13 protein-coding genes are annotated in these 18313 nt (G+C 37.8%); 2 read left to right on the top strand and 11 right to left on the bottom strand.

The genetic code is table 11. The features are described from left to right. Positions 1 to 8: 8 nt before the first annotated feature. Both NST21_RS04510 and speB read right to left on the bottom strand, forming a co-directional pair. On the bottom strand, positions 9 to 1430 hold the full coding sequence (locus tag NST21_RS04510; RefSeq protein ID WP_340887954.1) for a sodium:solute symporter: 1422 nt from the start codon (positions 1428 to 1430) through the stop codon (positions 9 to 11). Positions 1431 to 1534: 104 nt separating this feature from the next. Beyond that, positions 1535 to 2533 (bottom strand): agmatinase, encoded by a 999-nt coding sequence (gene speB, locus NST21_RS04505; protein WP_056527527.1) that lies wholly within the window; start codon positions 2531 to 2533, stop codon positions 1535 to 1537. 531 nt (positions 2534 to 3064) lie between these two features. Here speB and NST21_RS04500 point away from each other — a divergent pair. Continuing rightward, positions 3065 to 4456: a sigma-54 interaction domain-containing protein gene (locus NST21_RS04500; RefSeq protein ID WP_340892453.1), complete on the top strand. Its 1392-nt coding sequence runs from the start codon at positions 3065 to 3067 to the stop codon at positions 4454 to 4456. 130 nt (positions 4457 to 4586) lie between these two features. On the opposite strand, the gene NST21_RS04495 is transcribed toward NST21_RS04500, so the two are convergent. The 5 genes from NST21_RS04495 to garR all read right to left on the bottom strand — a co-directional run bounded on the left by NST21_RS04495 (position 4587) and on the right by garR (position 11040). Beyond that, positions 4587 to 5282, bottom strand: coding sequence for a YjjG family noncanonical pyrimidine nucleotidase (locus NST21_RS04495; RefSeq protein WP_340887952.1), 696 nt, complete (start codon positions 5280 to 5282; stop codon positions 4587 to 4589). 1100 nt (positions 5283 to 6382) lie between these two features. Beyond that, complete coding sequence (locus NST21_RS04485) at positions 6383 to 7702, bottom strand: gluconate:H+ symporter (RefSeq protein ID WP_340887951.1); 1320 nt, start codon at positions 7700 to 7702, stop codon at positions 6383 to 6385. Positions 7703 to 7799: 97 nt separating this feature from the next. Further along, entirely contained in the window at positions 7800 to 8636 is an 837-nt protein-coding gene (locus NST21_RS04480; RefSeq protein ID WP_340887948.1) for a class II fructose-bisphosphate aldolase, read from the bottom strand. A 66-nt stretch (positions 8637 to 8702) separates the two neighbouring features. Continuing rightward, positions 8703 to 10076, bottom strand: a complete 1374-nt coding sequence (locus NST21_RS04475; protein ID WP_340892451.1) for a four-carbon acid sugar kinase family protein — start codon at positions 10074 to 10076, stop codon at positions 8703 to 8705. Between the two features lie 73 nt (positions 10077 to 10149). Continuing rightward, positions 10150 to 11040 carry a 2-hydroxy-3-oxopropionate reductase gene (garR, locus tag NST21_RS04470; RefSeq protein WP_340887946.1) on the bottom strand — a complete coding sequence of 297 codons (891 nt, stop codon included), beginning with the start codon at positions 11038 to 11040 and terminating at the stop codon, positions 10150 to 10152. Between the two features lie 278 nt (positions 11041 to 11318). Between garR and NST21_RS04465 the strand changes: the two genes are divergently transcribed. After that, positions 11319 to 11942, top strand: coding sequence for a GntR family transcriptional regulator (locus tag NST21_RS04465; protein ID WP_235569614.1), 624 nt, complete (start codon positions 11319 to 11321; stop codon positions 11940 to 11942). Positions 11943 to 12341: 399 nt separating this feature from the next. Here NST21_RS04465 and NST21_RS04460 read toward each other — a convergent pair whose 3' ends face one another. From NST21_RS04460 to NST21_RS04445, 4 genes are all read right to left on the bottom strand, one after another. Beyond that, a complete protein-coding gene (locus NST21_RS04460) occupies positions 12342 to 13862 on the bottom strand; it encodes a CoA-acylating methylmalonate-semialdehyde dehydrogenase (protein ID WP_340887944.1) in 1521 nt (506 codons plus the stop codon). A gap of 11 nt (positions 13863 to 13873) precedes the next feature. After that, a complete protein-coding gene (locus NST21_RS04455; RefSeq protein ID WP_340887942.1) occupies positions 13874 to 14794 on the bottom strand; it encodes an NAD(P)-dependent oxidoreductase in 921 nt (306 codons plus the stop codon). Positions 14795 to 14828: 34 nt separating this feature from the next. Continuing rightward, positions 14829 to 16163 (bottom strand): GntP family permease, encoded by a 1335-nt coding sequence (locus NST21_RS04450; protein ID WP_116821479.1) that lies wholly within the window; start codon positions 16161 to 16163, stop codon positions 14829 to 14831. Positions 16164 to 16331: 168 nt separating this feature from the next. After that, complete coding sequence (locus tag NST21_RS04445) at positions 16332 to 18173, bottom strand: sigma 54-interacting transcriptional regulator (protein ID WP_340887940.1); 1842 nt, start codon at positions 18171 to 18173, stop codon at positions 16332 to 16334. Positions 18174 to 18313: the final 140 nt, after the last annotated feature.

Raw genomic sequence — 18313 nt, 5'->3', positions numbered from 1 at the left:
GCGTATCATCAATTAGCTATGGTATCCACGTCGTCATTACCTTCTACATCTTGATTTATTTCATTCTTGGAACTCATTAAAGTAAGTATTGTAATAACCACAAAACTAGTAGCGAGCCCGTACAGAATTGGTTGAGTGGAGGAAGGCCCATTAATCACCAATCCCACAATAATAACGATCATGCTAGCTAGAATGGAGTAAAATGCAGCTGTAGCCGTGACTCTCTTCCAAAAGAAGCCAAGAATGATCGGAAAGAACACAGCACCGGATAAAATTGCGTAAGCTACATCTAATGCAACTAAAATGTCTTGAATCCATATCGAGACGATTATCGTCAATACACCAATCGTTAAAGTTGTAATCCGAGATGTTTTTAAAAATTGACGTTCACTCATTCCTGGACCGATATATTTTTTAATGATGTCATTAACAACTAAAGTAGATGAAGCAAGCAATGTTCCTGAAGCAGTGGACATAAGAGCGGAGACCACACTTGCAATGACAACACCTAATAGACCAGCAGGTAAAGTTTCCATTGCTATACTAGTAAAAGCATTTTGTGGATCGCCTAAATTAGGAAGGATAATAAAAGCGCACATTCCAATGATACTGATTGCAATCGCGTAAAAAACACTATATATTCCTGCTCCAACCGTTCCGCCACGAGAAATCGCTTTGGTTCGTGCGGTAAAAAGACGCTGCCAAATATCTTGACCCACAACTACCCCTAAGGTAAATAGTAAAAAATATTGAAAAATTGTCTCTCCGCCAATGTTGCCTAACTCGAAATGTGATGCAGGGAGATTCTCTTTAAGTGAGCCCCACCCTCCTGCCTTAGAGATGCTCATTGGAAGCATGATAAAGAAAATACCGATCGTCATAATGACGAATTGCACGACATCAGTCATAGTGACTGACCACATTCCTCCTAATATTGTATAAAATAAAACGATTCCACCCCCGACTATCATGGAAATTGTTAAATTCCAACCAGCCAAAACATGTAAAATCGTCCCCATTCCAATCACTTGCGTTACAGTCAACATAAATGTATAGATAACCGAGACTAAGGCACTGATCAATCGTGTTTGTGAATTGTAACGCTTCTCCAGCATTTCACTGATCGTCAAAACTTTTAAATCAAATATCTTATTTGTTAAAAATAACCCTATTGCGATAATGCCTAACCCGATCATTACCACTAGCCAAATACCGGATATTCCAAACTGATAACCTAACTTTGCTGTTCCTAAAGTAGAAGCGCCCCCTAATATTACAGCAGCTAAACATGATAAATACATAAAATGCCCTAGATTACGCCCAGCTACAATGAAATCATCTGCCGTTTTTGCCCGTTTAGATCCGATTACTCCTACAATGATTAAAACAGAAAAATATAGAATCATGATCGTTATATCCAAAATATGCATTTACACATCTCCTTTTGGGGTTTTTTGGTTTAATATATCGCTGTGTTTTAAAGATGGAAGGAATGACATTTCCACTGATTCCTTCCATCCATTTGAAAAGGAAATTATTTGTTAAGCTGTGTTTCCAAATCTTCCACTCTCTCTTTTTTCTCCAGTTTTTCTTTTTTTGCAAGAGCGATAAGTGTGATGAACTCATAGACAATATTAGCGGCGGCGGCGGCGGTGATTTGTCCGTGATCGTATGCAGGTAAAACCTCAACAAGGTCAAATCCTACAAAATCTATATTCGTCAAACCTCTAACAAAGGTTAAAGCATCATCAATGTTGGCCCCTGAAACTTCCGGTGTCCCCGTTCCAGGTGCATAAACAGGATCTAGAAAATCAATATCAAAGGATAAAAAGACAGGGCCATTTGCTACTCGCTCATGAATGACCTCTAGCATTTTCTCAACACCCATTCGTTTATAATCGTTCGTCGTATAAACGCCTAAGCCTAAATCCCGAGCATCCTGAAGATCCTCCGGTCCGTATAGTCCTCCCCTCATACCAATTTGTAGAGATCGAGATACATCTATGAGACCTTCTTCTATTGCGCGGCGAAAAACGGTTCCATGATTATATTTTTGATCAAAATAGCTATCCCACGTATCGGAGTGGGCATCGAATTGAAGCAAGGCAACTGGCCCATGTTTTTTTACGATTGCGCGTAACTCTCCTAGAGTAATAGAATGATCGCCTCCTAATGAAATAGGAATGATCCCTTTTTCAATGACAGGAGTAAGTTCTTCTTCAATCTTTTTATATGTTTCAGAAATATAGCCCGGAATGATTGGAATATCCCCATAATCAATCCCTGATATATAATCAAAAATGTTAATATCCTGTTCAGGGTTATAAGGACGCAAAAGAATCGAAAAATCGCGAATAGCTTCTGGGCCAAATCTTGCCCCAGTTCTAAATGATTGCCCTGAATCAAATGGAATACCCGTAATGACAAAATCCATATGTTCATCTAGCTGTTCAACAAATGGAAGACGCATAAATGTGCGCACTCCACAAAAACGGGGTGATTTGAATGAGTCCTTCGGTTGATACTTCATCATGTAATATCCTCCTAAATTTCTACTATATTTGTATAATTACAAATTCCATTCCTGCCACAACCTTGGCATATATTCTAATGTGATTTTTAAAATATACTTTACGATTAGTAGGAAGGAACACTCTCAGATTGTCATAGTAAATCTATCGATTAATAGTATTACCATGTGCTCAAGCACCTATTTTTTCTATTGCAACTATTTTTGTAGACTTAATTAGAACGCCGTATTTGAGACCCTCACTTGTGAAAACTATTGTAGACGCACTGGCAATATGTACTGGATATTTGCTACAGCATAGTAAACGCCCCCATGTTTTTCATAATTTTCATCTTACCTATTACTTAAGCAAGATTCACGCCAACTATTTTTCAGATAATTACGACGATTTTAGCTATTTTTTTATAAGAATTTGATTTAAAATTAAATCAAACCCTTATTCTCTAATTTAATTTTTGATTATTCGCTCTTTTTGATTAATATTTTAATCAACACCTATAAAAATAAAAGGAGGCGAACGTATTGGATGATAGAATGCTTGAGCAGGAGTTAAAAAAAATTATCGAAACATCGAATAATAACATTACAATTACAGACGAAAAAGGTATCATTTTATACTCCAATCCAAAACTCTGGGAGATTTATGGTATGGAACCTGCCTCATACATCGGTACATCTGTATATCAATTAGAAAAAGAGGGACTTCTCACACCATCTATCAATGCACTCGTTTTAAAAGAAAAAAAAGCGATGCGTATTATGCAGCATACACAAACAGGGCATGTTGTCATGTCAACAGGCTATCCCATTTTTAATAAAGAAGGTCTTCTCGTTAGGGTAATTAGCTATGGTCAGGATCAAACCGAGATATTGCAATTGCAGGAACAATACGAGCAATTACAACGAATAGTAAAAGGCTATCAAACAGAAGTCGAGGATTTAAGGGAAAAAGAACTAGATTACCACGATATGATTGCTAGAAGTAATGCAACCAAGCAGATTTTAAAAACGATCCACAATGTTGCTAAAACTGATGCCACGATTCTTTTATTAGGACCATCAGGGGTAGGGAAAAGTACATTTGCACGCTCTGTTCATAATCAAAGCAATCGAAAGAAAGAACCCTTTATTGAGGTGAATTGCAGCACAATACCGGAAAGTTTGTTTGAATCAGAGATATTTGGCTATGAACCAGGTTCTTTTACAGGAGCAAACAAACAAGGAATGCAGGGGCTGATTGAACAAGCTGACAGTGGTACTCTTTTTTTAGATGAAATCGGGGAACTTCCACTTGCCATGCAGGCTAAATTATTGAAAGTGTTACAAGAAAAAAAAATAAAGCGTATCGGTGGAAAAAAAGAAAGCCTTATTAACTTCCGGCTAATCGCAGCAACAAATCAGGATTTGAAGGGGATGGTAAGTGAGGGAAAGTTTAGATTAGACTTGTTTTATCGTTTGAATGTGATACCTATCCAAATTCCTGCATTACATGAACGTAAAGAAGATATACCGCTCTTAATTCAACATTACTTACAGAAAACAAATGATAAATACCAGAAATTAAAAAAATTCCATCCAACGACTTATGAAGTATTGAATCATTATCAATGGCCAGGAAATATACGCGAATTAGAAAATTTAATTGAACAGTTAATTCTGATCATTGAGGAACCCATTATATTTCCCAAACACCTTCCCCAAGCCATCACAGGACAAATAGAACAAACAGAAAATTCCTCTTCCCAAACAATCGAACAGGAATCAGACGAGAATCACGATCTAAAGAAGACTTTAGAAAAGGTTGAATTACAACTGATTACTAAAGCATACAAACAATGTAAAACCACTTACGAAATGGCAGAATATTTGGGAGTTAGCCAGCCTACAGTCATCTATAAATTAAAGAAATATAAGAAGTACTTTTGAATGATATCTTGTTACAAATCCCCTCCATAATAAACAGTACGCCTTTCTTTCAACTGTCTACTATAGGGGGATACTATCATTGTAATGAAGTCATTCTATTAGGCTCCATAGATAACCGATTAGAGTTGTACTATTCCTTATTACGCCCTACAACCTCTATAAGATCAGTCAGCTCGCGAATTTCATATGTTGGCTTAATTCCTAGATTATTTTCCTTTTGATGCGGATTGAACCAGCAGGTGTCAATCCCATAATCTATTCCTCCTTGAATATCGGAGGTCAAAGAATCGCCCACAATTAAAACTTTAGCTTTGTCTGTAATCTGTAACTTAGAGAACGCATAATCGAAAATACCCTTTGCAGGTTTCTGGAATCCCGCCTCTTGAGAAATTATAATATGCTCAAAAGTATTGCTAAGAGGAGAACCGCCAATTCTTGATGTCTGCACATCGGTGAATCCATTAGTAATAATAGCTAGACGACAATCTGCTAGATTCTCACAAACTTCCACAGCTCCCTGTAAAAGATGGATTTCCTTACTCAAATAGTTAAGATACACACGGCTGAACATCTCTGCCTCGATGTCAAGCTCATGCTTGAGGAACAACCTCTTAAATCTCTCCACTCCCAGTTCTGATAGATTAGTAAGTCCCTGTTCCAAATCTCTCCATAATACCCTACTAATCTCTTGATAACAGGCTTCATAATCCTTGACTCCTGTAGGTAAACCGAACTCAAGGAAGGCTCTATGTAGTGCCCTTTTTTCCGATATACTAAAGTCTAATAATGTATCATCAACATCGAATAATATAACCTCGTATTTCATTAGTACCTCCATTACTCATTACCGACATGTTTGAACAACTATCTCAATTACTTTTCATAAAAATAACATGCATTGGCTACCTTTTTTATAAATTCCATCCGTTGAACAAAATTAGGGAAAATGACCAAGAAACAAATTTCAAATAGTAACTTATAAACAGAAAATATTCTAGTGGCTATTTCATCTCCTAGTGATTTTAGCTGCTAGGAAAAATAATGACTAAGTAGCCCTTGTTTTTTGGAACTATTGTACACTATATATTGTAAATACAATATATAGTGTACAATAGTTCCATCTAAATTTTCACATATTCCGTTAGATTGTGGTAAACCACCTATATTCATTGATTTAGGTTAAGCGGGGAACTATGTGCTTAGTAATTATGTATATAAAGCATATGATAGGATATATGATAGTCGCACTATTAAAAAACACAAAAACAAATAAAAAGTTTAAAATGAGGTAGTTTAAACAATTTTCGTCTTATATATTGTTGGTTTAGCCTCACAAACAGTCATTCCTAGATGGGATATGGGGATTATTAGTGATACAGGTGAACTCTATTTTGATTTATCAAGTGATATTTCAAAAATAAATTTAATACCTTTTCACACTCTCTATCAATATTTTTTTGAATTAAATGCGAACGTAGACGATTGGGGCAGTATATCACTTTTGAATATTTCTGCAAATATGCTTTTATTTTCACCAATGGTTTTTTTCGTGCCGTTAATCTGGGAAAGATGAGTTTCTTTTAAAAAAATATTTTTGTTAGGTCTAAGTGTCACTTGTATAGCTGAAGTTTTTCAATTTTTTGTAGCACAGATATTGACGATGTAATTTTAAATACAGTGGGTGTGATAATAGGCTATTGGGGTATTTTATTTCTTAAAAAACTTAAAAGTAAGGGATAAGAAAAAAAGACTAGCTGGACATGGTAATATCGCAACGAAAAGTAAATACTTAAAGGATTCATATAGTAACCTGGTGGATTCTTTGCCGAAATTATGGATGAAAATAAAAGAATTCTTGTTGAACCATAAAAAAACCCCTATCCTTTCTATAACATTATAGAAAGAATAGGGGTTTTCTATTTTCTATTATAAGAACATATTGATGATGAGTACACCAGCCAGTCCTACTAGTGAAATAATGGTGACCATAACGGACCAGGTTTTAATGGTTTTACCTATTGAAAGGTTAAAGTATTCCTTGTAAATCCAAAAACCTGCATCATTCACATGAGAGAAAGTTATACTTCCTGCCCCAGCAGCTAAAACCATAAGTTCTGGACTTACACCTGTGGCCCCGACAAGAGGTGCTGCAATCCCAGCCGCAGTCATACCAGCTACGGTAGCAGACCCAATGGCTACCCTTAGGATAGCAGCTATTAGCCAAGTAAGGATTAATGGAGAAAGCGTTGATTCAGCCATGATACCTGCGATATATTGATCAATATGACTGTCTATCAGTACTTGTTTGAACGCACCGCCACCAGCTATGATTAATAGAATCATAGCTATTCCGCTGACCGAGTCTGTAAGGGATTTCATGATTTCATTCATTTTTTTACCTCGATTAAGACCAAAGGTAAAAATGGCAAGAATAACAGAGATTAAAAGAGCCACAGCCGGATTACCTATAAAATCAACAACTGGCATAATCGATGATTTAGGCATAAAGATTTCTACAAACACTTTAATGGCTATCAGAATCACCGGCATGAGGGATGTAAGAAGACTGGTTACAAACCCTGGCATTTCTTCCTCTTTAAATTCTTTAGGATTAAATAGCTCTTTTGGAATATCCGCTTCCAAATCTTCTTTATTAAACAATTTCGTAAATAACGGCCCACCAATAATAATGGCAGGAATCGCAATGATGATCCCGTATATTAAGGTCTTACCCAAATTTGCCTCAAATACACTGGCTACCGCTGTTGGTCCTGGATGTGGAGGAACAAATCCATGCATCGTGATAAGAGCAGCTATAACAGGCATACCGATATACAATACAGGTACTCCTGCTGCAATAGCAATCGTAAATACTAATGGAATCAAAACGACGACTCCTGTTTCAAAGAAAAGGGCGATCCCAACAACAGAAGCTGTAAGAACAGCAGCTAGTTGAACTCTCTTTTTCCCAAATGCTTTGATGAGTGTCATCGCTATTCGTTGGGCCCCACCAGAATCGGTCATCAACTTACCGAGTATCGCACCAAAGACGATGATTATAGTGAGATTACCAAGCGTTCCACCCAAACCACTTTGGATGGATGCCATTGCAGCATTCGGTGTCATCCCTTCCAAGATCCCCACTACTAAGGAAACAATAAGCAAGGATATGAAAGCGTTTAATTTAAAAGCAAGCATTAATACTAGCAATAGGGCAACCCCTATACAGATAGATAATATCGGCATTTTTTATCCCCCTTTTCTTTTAAGTGAGAGTTGGCTGCTGTTGCTCCAGCGTCAACCAACTCTTTCACTTCACTTCACTTCTCTTCTAAATCACGTTTTAATTTTTAAGTAACCGGACAAATTTCGTCATGACCGGTTCCATCGCTTCTTGCATACCCGCCATAATAGCCGATAGATGAGCCGCCTTCTGTTCCTGTTCAAAAGCCTGATTTAAATACGATGTGGCCGCCAACGATACCTCTGTATTTACATTTACTTTGCATATCCCTCTTGCAACAGCCTGCTTGATAATCTCGTCTGGTGTACCAGATCCACCATGAAGAACGAGAGGGATACCAACTAGCTGGCGAATCTCCTCTAATAGATCTAGGTCAATATTCGGTTTTCCCGTGTACATCCCGTGTACTGTTCCGATTGAGGCAGCTAGAAAATCAACGTCTGTTTCCTCGACAAACTCTTTAGCAGACTTTGGATCTGTCAATGTGCCGTCTCCTTCTTCTTCATCTGAAAAAGCGCCGCGGGCAACCGATCCAATTTCAGCTTCTACACTGACACCCGCCATATGTGCAATCTCCGTGATTTCTTTTGTAAGGCGGATATTTTCCGCAAGCTCATATTTTGAACCATCATACATGACCGATGTAAAACCGCACCTGATTGCCCGAATAATCGATTCCTTTTCATACGCATGATCAAGGTGAAGAGAAACTGGAACGGAAGATTTCCCTGCGAGTGTTTTTACTAATGCTGCAAAGCCTTCCACATCGACCGTATCAAAATATCGCTCTCCTAGTGCAATGATAACCGGATGATTTTCTTTTTTTGCAACAGTAATAGCTGCTTGTACGGTTTCGAGATTATATACATTAAACGCAGCAACACCATATTTCCCATTTTGTGCTGCAGAAAGAATTTCTTTCGTATTGACAAGCATGCCTATGCCGCCTTTCTATTTGTATTCGCTTACAATCTCCCTTGTAAGCGGCAAATGCCGCTCAACTTACTGATGCAGCAGTTCTGCCACTTCTTTTAAGGTTGTTCTTGACCCAACATTTCCGGGAAAAATCACATAAGCTATCCCAGGAAATTTGCTTTCGCTCCCAGTCAACCAGACCGGAATACCAGGCTTTATTTGACCAGCTACCGTTGCTCGCTTAACGCTAAGGCCATTCGTCCCTATATCACTTGAAGTAATGCCGCCTTTGGCAATAATAAAACTTGGACGTACTTCAAGACGCTTGACGATGCTTGTCACAGCATCGGATATCTTCACTGACAGCTTCAATTCTTCTTCTTTTTTGTTTTCACCAAGATCAAGACGCTCCCGCTTCGTATATACTGCAACCGTTTGGCCTTTACGAATAAGTTCCTCGCTCTTCTCTATAATCCGTTGAATTTCCGCTTCAAACTTATCCGGATACAGCACGAGGTGGACATCGAATTCGATGAACTCAATGAAATTACATGTTTGAAGAGCTTCAAATTGCTCCGTTGTTTTTTTCACATGTGAGCCAATCATAATCAGACCGCCATGATCAGAATGGTCTTTCATAAGTTCTTCTTTCGTTAAAAGTGCTTTGTCACTCACGCCTCCGATGATTTTTGTTAAAGCCGCTGCACTCCGGAACATGAAATGCTTGCCTGCTTTTAGGGCTCGGATTAATGCAATCACCACGACTTTTGCATCAACATATTCAACCGCATTAACAATGATCTTATTAAAATCTTTAACTTCCATCAGTTGACTAACTAATCCATCAATATCAAGATCCCGAATGCTTTCTAGCGACAGATACACAGCATCTTCCGCTTTAAATGCTCCGTTTGACTTTTCTTCTGCCCATTCACCGAGATGCGACGATTTGTAACCAAATGTCCTGTCTTTCGCAAATTCAGTTTCACCAGCCGGCACTAAGGCATGTTCATCCTGCACGTAATGAATGTTATTAATCGTAAAGCGACCGCCTTCTTTAAAAAAGGGCATGATGACTTCTCCATCAAACTGCATATCTGATTGTGCTTCGACCGTCTCTTTCAACACCTCTGTTTCAAGAGGATAATGACCACGCAGCGTTGAGTCCCCACGACTGATAATGATGAATTCTTTGTTTTGCTTTTCAGCTGTGTGCTGGATGACATTTGCGATTTCCTTATGTGCTTGTTCAGTTTCAGCAGCTGTAAAGCCTCTCGAATTTGTCAAAATGAAAAACATTGAATTCTCTTCAGCGAATCCCGCTTCGATACTTTCAGCCGACCAATCTGTATAAACGGAAATACCGTGAACGGTTTGAACTCCCGTTGGATCATCATCAAGAACGATGATTTTTTTATTGAAATCTTGCAGTTCCTTTGCGAGTAGTTCATTTACAACCATTTCATCCGGAACTGTCGGCAGATTGGCAAATGTATTCTTTACGTTTAAATTGTTTGAATAAGTCACTGTCAATTTACACCCTCCTTACTTCCACGTTTGCCAGTTTTTCATAATACTGCACGATACCGCTATGGTCATCGCCCGCTTTTCCGTCTACTTTAAGCGCATGAAAAATTTCCAGAAGCTGGCTTGATAGTGGAAGTGGAACTCCGATTTCATGAGCTGTTTCCATTACGTTTGTGATGTCTTTTAAATTAATATCAATTCGTCCTCCGGCTACGAAGTTCCTGTCAAGAATAAGAGGTACCTTTGCATCGAGTACAGCGCTTCCAGCAAGACCGCCGCGAATTGCATGATACATTTTTTCCACATCAATACCCGCTTTTGCTGCAAGAACAAGTGCTTCAGACATAGCCGCGATGTTTAGGTTAACGATAATTTGATTCGCCAATTTTGCTGTGACACCGCTGCCATTCTTGCCAACTAATGTAACATCCATCCCTATAGAGTGGAGAACATCTTTAACAGATTCGAATACGCTTTCTTTTCCACCAACCATTATCGCCAGCGTCCCGTCGACCGCTTTCGGTTCACCGCCGCTTACCGGAGCATCCATCATTTCAACACCCTGTTTAGCGGCTTCATTTGCAATTTCAACCGATACGACCGGTGAAATAGAGCTCATATCAATGATTACCGTTCCTTCTGTAGCCGTTTCCAAAATACCATTTTCACCAAGCACGACTTGTTTCACATGATGAGAAGCAGGCAGCATCGTAATAATGACATCACATGTCTCACCCATTTCAGTTGGTGTACCTGCTTTTGCCCCTGCTTCTACAAGCGCCTCCACAGTTTGCGTATTAATATCGTAAACAGTTAATTCGTAACCTGCTTTAAGTAAATTAAATGACATTGGTTTTCCCATGATACCCAATCCAATAAATCCAATTTTTTTAATCAATTCCAATTCCCCCTTCTTCTAATAACACTTTTAATGTGTTTTTTAGACAAAACTGCTTAAGTGCAGCTACTTTTATATGAGAGGACCTTTTCCCAATGCTCAGTCCAAAACTTGACTTATAAAGCGTTTTCAAAACCTTATAATCGATTGTACACATTTTTTATAATTTTGTATACATTTTTTAAAAAAATGTATACAAAAAAATTATACTTTTAAATAACCCTACTTAAACTTATACTTTAAGGTAAGAACAAATCATGATTCGGGAGACGATTGTATTGGTAAAAAAAGATAACGTTCATGCCTATGTACAGGCTTATGAATATATAAGAGATCGGATATTGAACGGAGAATTAGAACGTGGAACGAAGCTGGTCGAGGAAAGGCTAGCAGAAGAAATTGGTATTAGCCGGACGCCAGTGCGTGAATCCATTCGTAAACTCGAACAGGAAGGGCTTATTAAACAAAAACGCGTTGTGAACCCAAGCGATATGGATCTTCGTCATATTTTTCAGGTACGAATATTACTGGAAGGATTTGCAGCACGCCATTGTGCTAGTTTCATGACGGAAGAAGCGCTTGTAAAGCTCAAAGAGTGCGTGGATATTGGCAGCACAGGTAATACGGAAGAAGTAATGTCAGCGAATAATGAATTTCATGATATTATTGTAGGCGCAACTAACAATCCTATGATGATCGATATAATTGACCGAATGCAGTCCATTATTTATTTGTTCCGGAAAACAGTTGTCTATCATAAACGGCCGTTTTTGATTGAGGAACATCATGATATTTACAAGGCCATCCTTCTTCATAACGGAGACGAAGCGGAGCGGTTAATGAAAGAACACCTGCAGAATGATTTAGAATTTTGTTTAAACCGAATGGAGACACAGCATTGAACTACCCACCATTCATCTCCCCCTTACCGTTGTGCTCTCGCCCTTCACACGCTTGAAGAGGGAGTCTTCTGGCGGGAAATGATAAAAAGACATTTTCCTACCTCTATTTGAAAATGGTTTTTCCCTTGTAAGGCCAAGAATATTAATAACTAAGCAAGATTTTTATTATTTATCAGTAAGTTATTCATCTTTTAACAAACCGAATACAGTTCTATCAAGGTATTCATTATTCAATAAGTAGTAGCACTTTATCTTTCCTTTTTTCTAAATCAACTCAAAAAGCATCTGCTTAAACAGATGCTTTTTTTGCTAGTTTCTTCTATATATATTTAGAAAATATTTCATATAAAAAATCCCCGTTCGAAAAAGGGTGCTTTTTCGAACGGGGCATTACTTTAATTAATTACTTGGAAAAGAAAAATCCGTTTTATTTTCGATTTCTTTAGATTCAGGCCATCTTTCTGAAACGGTTTTGGTTTTTGTGAAAAAGCGGACGGTGTCTGGGCCAAACATGTGGCCTTCTCCAAATTTTGAACGTTTCCATCCACCAAAGTTGTGATATCCTACTGGGATTGGAATAGGTACGTTTATTCCTACCATCCCTACTTCAATTTGTTCAGAAAATTTTCTAGCAGCAGCACCGCTTTCTGTAAAGATCGTGACACCATTCCCAAATTCGTGATTATTAACTAATGCAATAGCTTCATCTAAGTTATTAACACGTACTACAATACGAGCTGGGCCAAACACTTCATCACGATAAATTTTCATTTCAGGAGTAACATGATCCAACAGTGTTGCTCCTAAATAAAAACCTTTGTTTGTTTCGCAAATTTCTGGATTTCGACCATCCACACATAATTCTGCGCCTTCTTCAAGACTTTCATCTATATACTTGATGATTGTATTTTTCGATTCTTGAGTAATAACGGCTCCGAAGTCTGCATTCTCGTCGTTATATGCTCCCACTTTTAATTCTTCAACACGAGTTTTTAATTTTGCCACGAATGCTTCAGCTGTTTTTTCGCCAATTGGCATTGCTGCTGAAATTGCCATACAACGTTGGGAAGCCGATCCATACGCAGCACCTAGGAAGGCATTAACCGCTTGATCTAAATCAGCATCAGGCATAATGATCATATGATTCTTTCCGCCACCAAAAGCAGCGACTCGTTTATTATTTCGGCATCCCTCGTGATAAATATATTCAGCTACCCTCGTGGAACCTACAAAAGAGATAGCATGTACTTTTTGATTTTTAAGTATGGCATCAACTGCCTCTTTATCACCATTAATAACGCTCCAAATCCCATCTGGCAAACCAGCTTTTTCCCATAATTCTGAGATGAATAAAGCAGCATTCGGAACACGTTCAGATGGTTTCAAAATCACTGCATTACCACATGCAACTGCCATCGTCGTCATCGCAAGCGGCACCATTGCCGGGAAATTAAATGGAGAGATCGCTGCAACCACACCTAAAGGTTGTTTCATGGAGAAAGCATTGATATTTCCCCCAACATTGACCGAATATTCACCTTTTAACATATGCGGAGCGTTAATAGCGAAATCAACAGATTCAATCCCTCTACTAATTTCCCCTTTTGCATCATCGATCGTTTTCCCATTTTCCAAACCTATTATATTGGCAAGTCTTTCTGTTTCTTCTACTAAAAGACTTCTGAAACGGTGGATGACCTCCACTCTTTTTCCGACAGAGGTATTTTTCCATGCTGTAAATGCCGCATGTGCCACATCAACTGTCTCATTCACATCTTCTACAGAAGCATATGGACACAAATTAATTACTTCACCCGTTGAAGGACTATACACATTACCAAAGCGTTCACTTTTGCCCGCTTTCATTTCTCCGCCAATAAAATGTGTTAATTTCTTTGTATCATTTTTAATTGTAGTCATTTTTATTCCTCCTAATTTTTATTAGATACTAAACCATCATTTTTACTTGCTATTAATTCCTTGACCATTAGATATACAGATGCCATATCCTGCTCGCCATATCCTTTTTCCACAGCCTCGGAATATAAATCAATTAATTTATCCCCAATTGGCAATGGAGTCTGGTTTTCGTCTGCCATTTGTTTTGCCAGCTTTAAATCTTTTAATAAGAGATTTGTTGAAAAACCTGGATTAAAGTCGTTTTGTGCAATATGACCTTTATAGTTTCTTTCATATATTCTGCTTTGACCGAAACTAACACTTAAAACATCATAAATCGTATCTGCTTTCACACCCATTTGTTCTCCAAGGGCAACAGCCTCTGCGACAGCTTGTGTATAAAAACCAATCATTAAGTTATTTAATAGTTTAATAACGGTCCCCACACCCACACTTTCACCTAAATGAAATGGATTGTCACCCAATACTCTCAGTAATGGCAGAGCTTGTTCATAAACCTTTTTGTCTCCACCCACCATGATCGTTAGGGTGCCATTTACTGCCCCAGAAACGCTTCCACTTACTGGTGCTCCAAGATAGTCGATTCCTTTCTCCTTGGTAATGGCATATATCTTTTCATTTAATTGAGGAGAAATGGTACTAAAATCAATAATAGTTAGAGCAGAATCTGCGTTTTCAACGATTCCACCATCTCCTAAGTAGACTTTCTCAACAATTTGTGGAGTAGGAAGACTTGTCATGACAATGTCTACCTGCTTAGCCAAAAGCTCAGTAGGGACACCTATTTTTCCACCATCTTGTGAAAACTTCTTTTCTGCTTCAGAATTTGTATCCACACCGTAAACGGTATATCCAGCTTTCACAAGATTAGTAGCCATGGGCAGTCCCATATTTCCTAAACCAATAAAAGCTATTGTTTGAAATTCCTTCATATAGTTCCCTCCATATTTATTAATTGTTTTCATGTTAATAAAAAATTGTATATAACAAGACCGCTAAAACCAATGCGATCATTGGAACAACAACACTCAGAATAAAAATTGGCTTATAAGCCCGTTTATGTGTCTCATTACTTACTACTCTAATGGTTGTGACCACATAACCGTTATGGGGAAGCGAATCAAGTCCACCAGAAGCAAGTGACGAAATACGGTGCATTGCCCCTGGATCTAACCCTTGTGCATTATAAAGAGGAGCCAAAATTGGAAGTGCGATTCCCAGTCCACCTGATGCTGAGCCTGTAACACCAGCAATAATCGTCACAGCAGCCGCTAATCCTGCATAAGCCATTCCAGGCATACCAACAAGCGAATCTACTATATATGTAAATGCTTGTGACTCTTTTGCAACTGCACCGAAACCAACAACTCCACAGATATTCGCAGTTGCAATGATAGCGTTTTCACTTCCTTTACCAAAAATCATGCCATATTTCCGGGTATATTTATTCATCAGTACAAGCCCAACGATAACCCCTAAAAATAAAGCCACTAACGCTGCACCAGTTGGAGAAAGAAACTTTGACACGATATTCAAAACAATGACTACTACAACCAAGGGTAAAATAGCAATCAGAATATTCGGTAATTTTTCGTCCTTTTTCATTTCTACCGTAGCTGCTGTTTCTGCTAATGCTGCCCCACCCGTTTCCGAATTCGGCAAATTGAAAAACTCTCCATCTTTCACTGCTTTAGAGACCATGCTCTTAAGCCAAAAACCACCTAGAATCATAATAAATACAGCAATGATAACACCAATCAAACCACCTGCTGTTGGCTGAGTATTAAAGAACTCCATAGGTATCAAATTCTGAACTTCTGGTGATCCTGGTGAAGTCATTGAGAATGAGATAGATCCAAATACAATAGCACCTGGAATAAATCGATGAGGCAGATTTGCTGCTTTAAATAAAGAGACTGCAATTGGATATACCGAAAATGCGACGATGGCAATACTTACTCCACCATAGGTCATCAAAGCACAAGCTGTAACAACAGCAAACACCGCTCGGTTAGCACCTACTTTGATTTTTATCCATTCTGCAATTGCGTCTGCGGCTTTCGTTTCTTCCATCACCTTTCCAAACACAGCTCCAAGTAAATATACTAGAAACCATGAAGCAAAATATCCGGTGAACCCATCCATGTAATTCACTGTAAGCGCTTTCTCCAAAGGCAACCCGCTTGTTAATGCTAGGATTGCTGAAGATACTAATGCAGCAATGATGATATTAACTCCTCGCATAGTAAAAATAATTAATAAAATTAAGGCGGCAAAAAATCCTATAAAGCTAATGACCATTAAGCACCTCCACCATTATTTAGTTTTTTTGATTCGACTCTTACCTATAAACAATGCAATAACTGTGCCACATTTGATTTATGTGAAAACACACAATTATTTTATTTTCAAACTAAAAAACTGTATAACTAATTATACAGTTGTAAAATATTTTGTTCAGGTGTCTAATCAAGTAGACAATTCTATGTTATATTCCTTCAATTTATTGTATAAAGTAGCTCTTGAAATCCCTAATTTTTTTGCTGCACGTGTTTTATTTCCCTTTTCTTCTTTAATAATTAGAAGTAATAATTCTTTTTCCTTATTTAATCCTGCATTTTTAAGGCTTTCAAATGAGTTAAAACTTTCAAGTTTTGTTCTTTCCATTGTTGTGAATTCTGGAATCTGCTTTTTTTGTTCTAAAAAATAGCGCTGAAAATCATCAAAATAAATATCATGGCCTTCTACCAATGTAACTAGCCTTTCTATTACATTCACCAGCTCCCTGATATTTCCTGGCCATTCATACTCCATCATAGCTGCTACCGTTTCTCTACTAATCTCTTTAGATGGTATCTTATATTTTTTACAAATTAATTTAATAAAATGACCAATAAGAAGTGGAATATCATTTTTCCTTTCCCTTAAAGGTGGAATATAGATGGGAATGACATTCAAACGATAATAAAGATCTTCTCGAAATTTATTTTTTTTTATCATATCCTCGATTGGACGGTTGGTCGCAGCTATAAGTCGGAAATCGACAGAAATAGGCTTTGATCCACCAACTGGTTCTACTTCTCGTTCTTGCAGGACACGTAATATCTTTGATTGCATATGTAAAGGCATATCACCAATCTCATCGAGAAAAAGGGTCCCTTTATGGGCTAAAAGAAACTTCCCTGGTTTCCCTTTTTTCTTTGAACCAGTAAAGGCCCCTTCTTCGTAACCAAATAGCTCCGATTCTAATAATTGTTCAGGTATAGAAGCACAGTTAACACTGATGAAAGGACCTCCGCTGTAATTACTAAGGGAGTGGATTGCCTGGGTAAATATCTCTTTTCCTACTCCACTTTCACCCGTTATCAATATGGATGCAGGTGACTTTGCTGCACGACGAGCAATGTTTTTTGCATGTGCAAAGCTTTCACTCTCACCAATGACTTGAGCAAAGGTTATTGGATCCTCTTTTGGAGGCTGTTGTTCAATATTAATGTTAGAAAGTGAAGGATTTTTTGTGACTTGTAAGTCCTGGATTCTATCAAATATCCTATATAATTCAGATACCCCTTGAAAAACGAGTATCCCTATCCCACCGATTATTTCATTATTCCTCCAAATAGGAATACGATGAGCAACCACTTCCTGTCCTTGCAAAAATTGAACTTGATTCCGTTCTGGAATACCGGTTTGAAGAACAATATGTAAGCGGGTTCCTTCTATTACACTTACTACATGTTGACCAATAGCTGCACCTTGTTCCACCCCAAGATAACTACTATATGCTTTATTAATCATTTTGACGAAACCATTTTTATCAACTACAATAATGCCTTCATAAATATTATCAAAACAAACATTAAACCATTCTACCTTAGTTTCTAGCAAGTTCATTTTGTGATAGGTTTGGGCAAGAACTTCTAAAATTTCATGCTGAGTCAACACACCTATCAAAATATTTTGATTATTAACAACAGGAACACTAGCTTTTGTCAGTGGCGAAATGTCTGATAATATTTCTTGAAAGGAAAGCGGTTTAATCCTCCGGTCATAATGTATTTCGATTGACTCGGCTAGGGAAGTGTCTTTTAACAAGGATTGCATAATCATAGATAAAGATAATACACCAAGAAAATGTTGATGTTCATCAACAATCGGTACCTCATTCAATTGATTCTTTATAAGAAGCTCCGCTGCATCTTTTAACGTAGTGGTATTACGCAAAAAAACAAAATCCGTTTTCATCCAGCGCGCAACTTCTAATTCGTCTCGCTGAAAATGCTCTTTATGTTCTACTAAATTATGTCTCATTGTTTCCCCTCCCCCAAAAATATAATATTTGGTAGATACATTCTATCATTTTGTAAAATAATCACATATATCCAAATTATATCATCTCTTCTTGCCCAAGTGAGTTTTAACTCTAGACGTATTTTGATAGTCGAAGCATA

The sequence above is a fragment of the Peribacillus sp. FSL K6-1552 genome, from assembly GCF_038005205.1.
Taxonomy (GTDB): Bacteria; Bacillota; Bacilli; order Bacillales; family DSM-1321; genus Peribacillus; species Peribacillus butanolivorans.
Note: the sequence above shows the minus strand (reverse complement) of the source record. Positions and strands in the feature narration are given on the sequence as shown.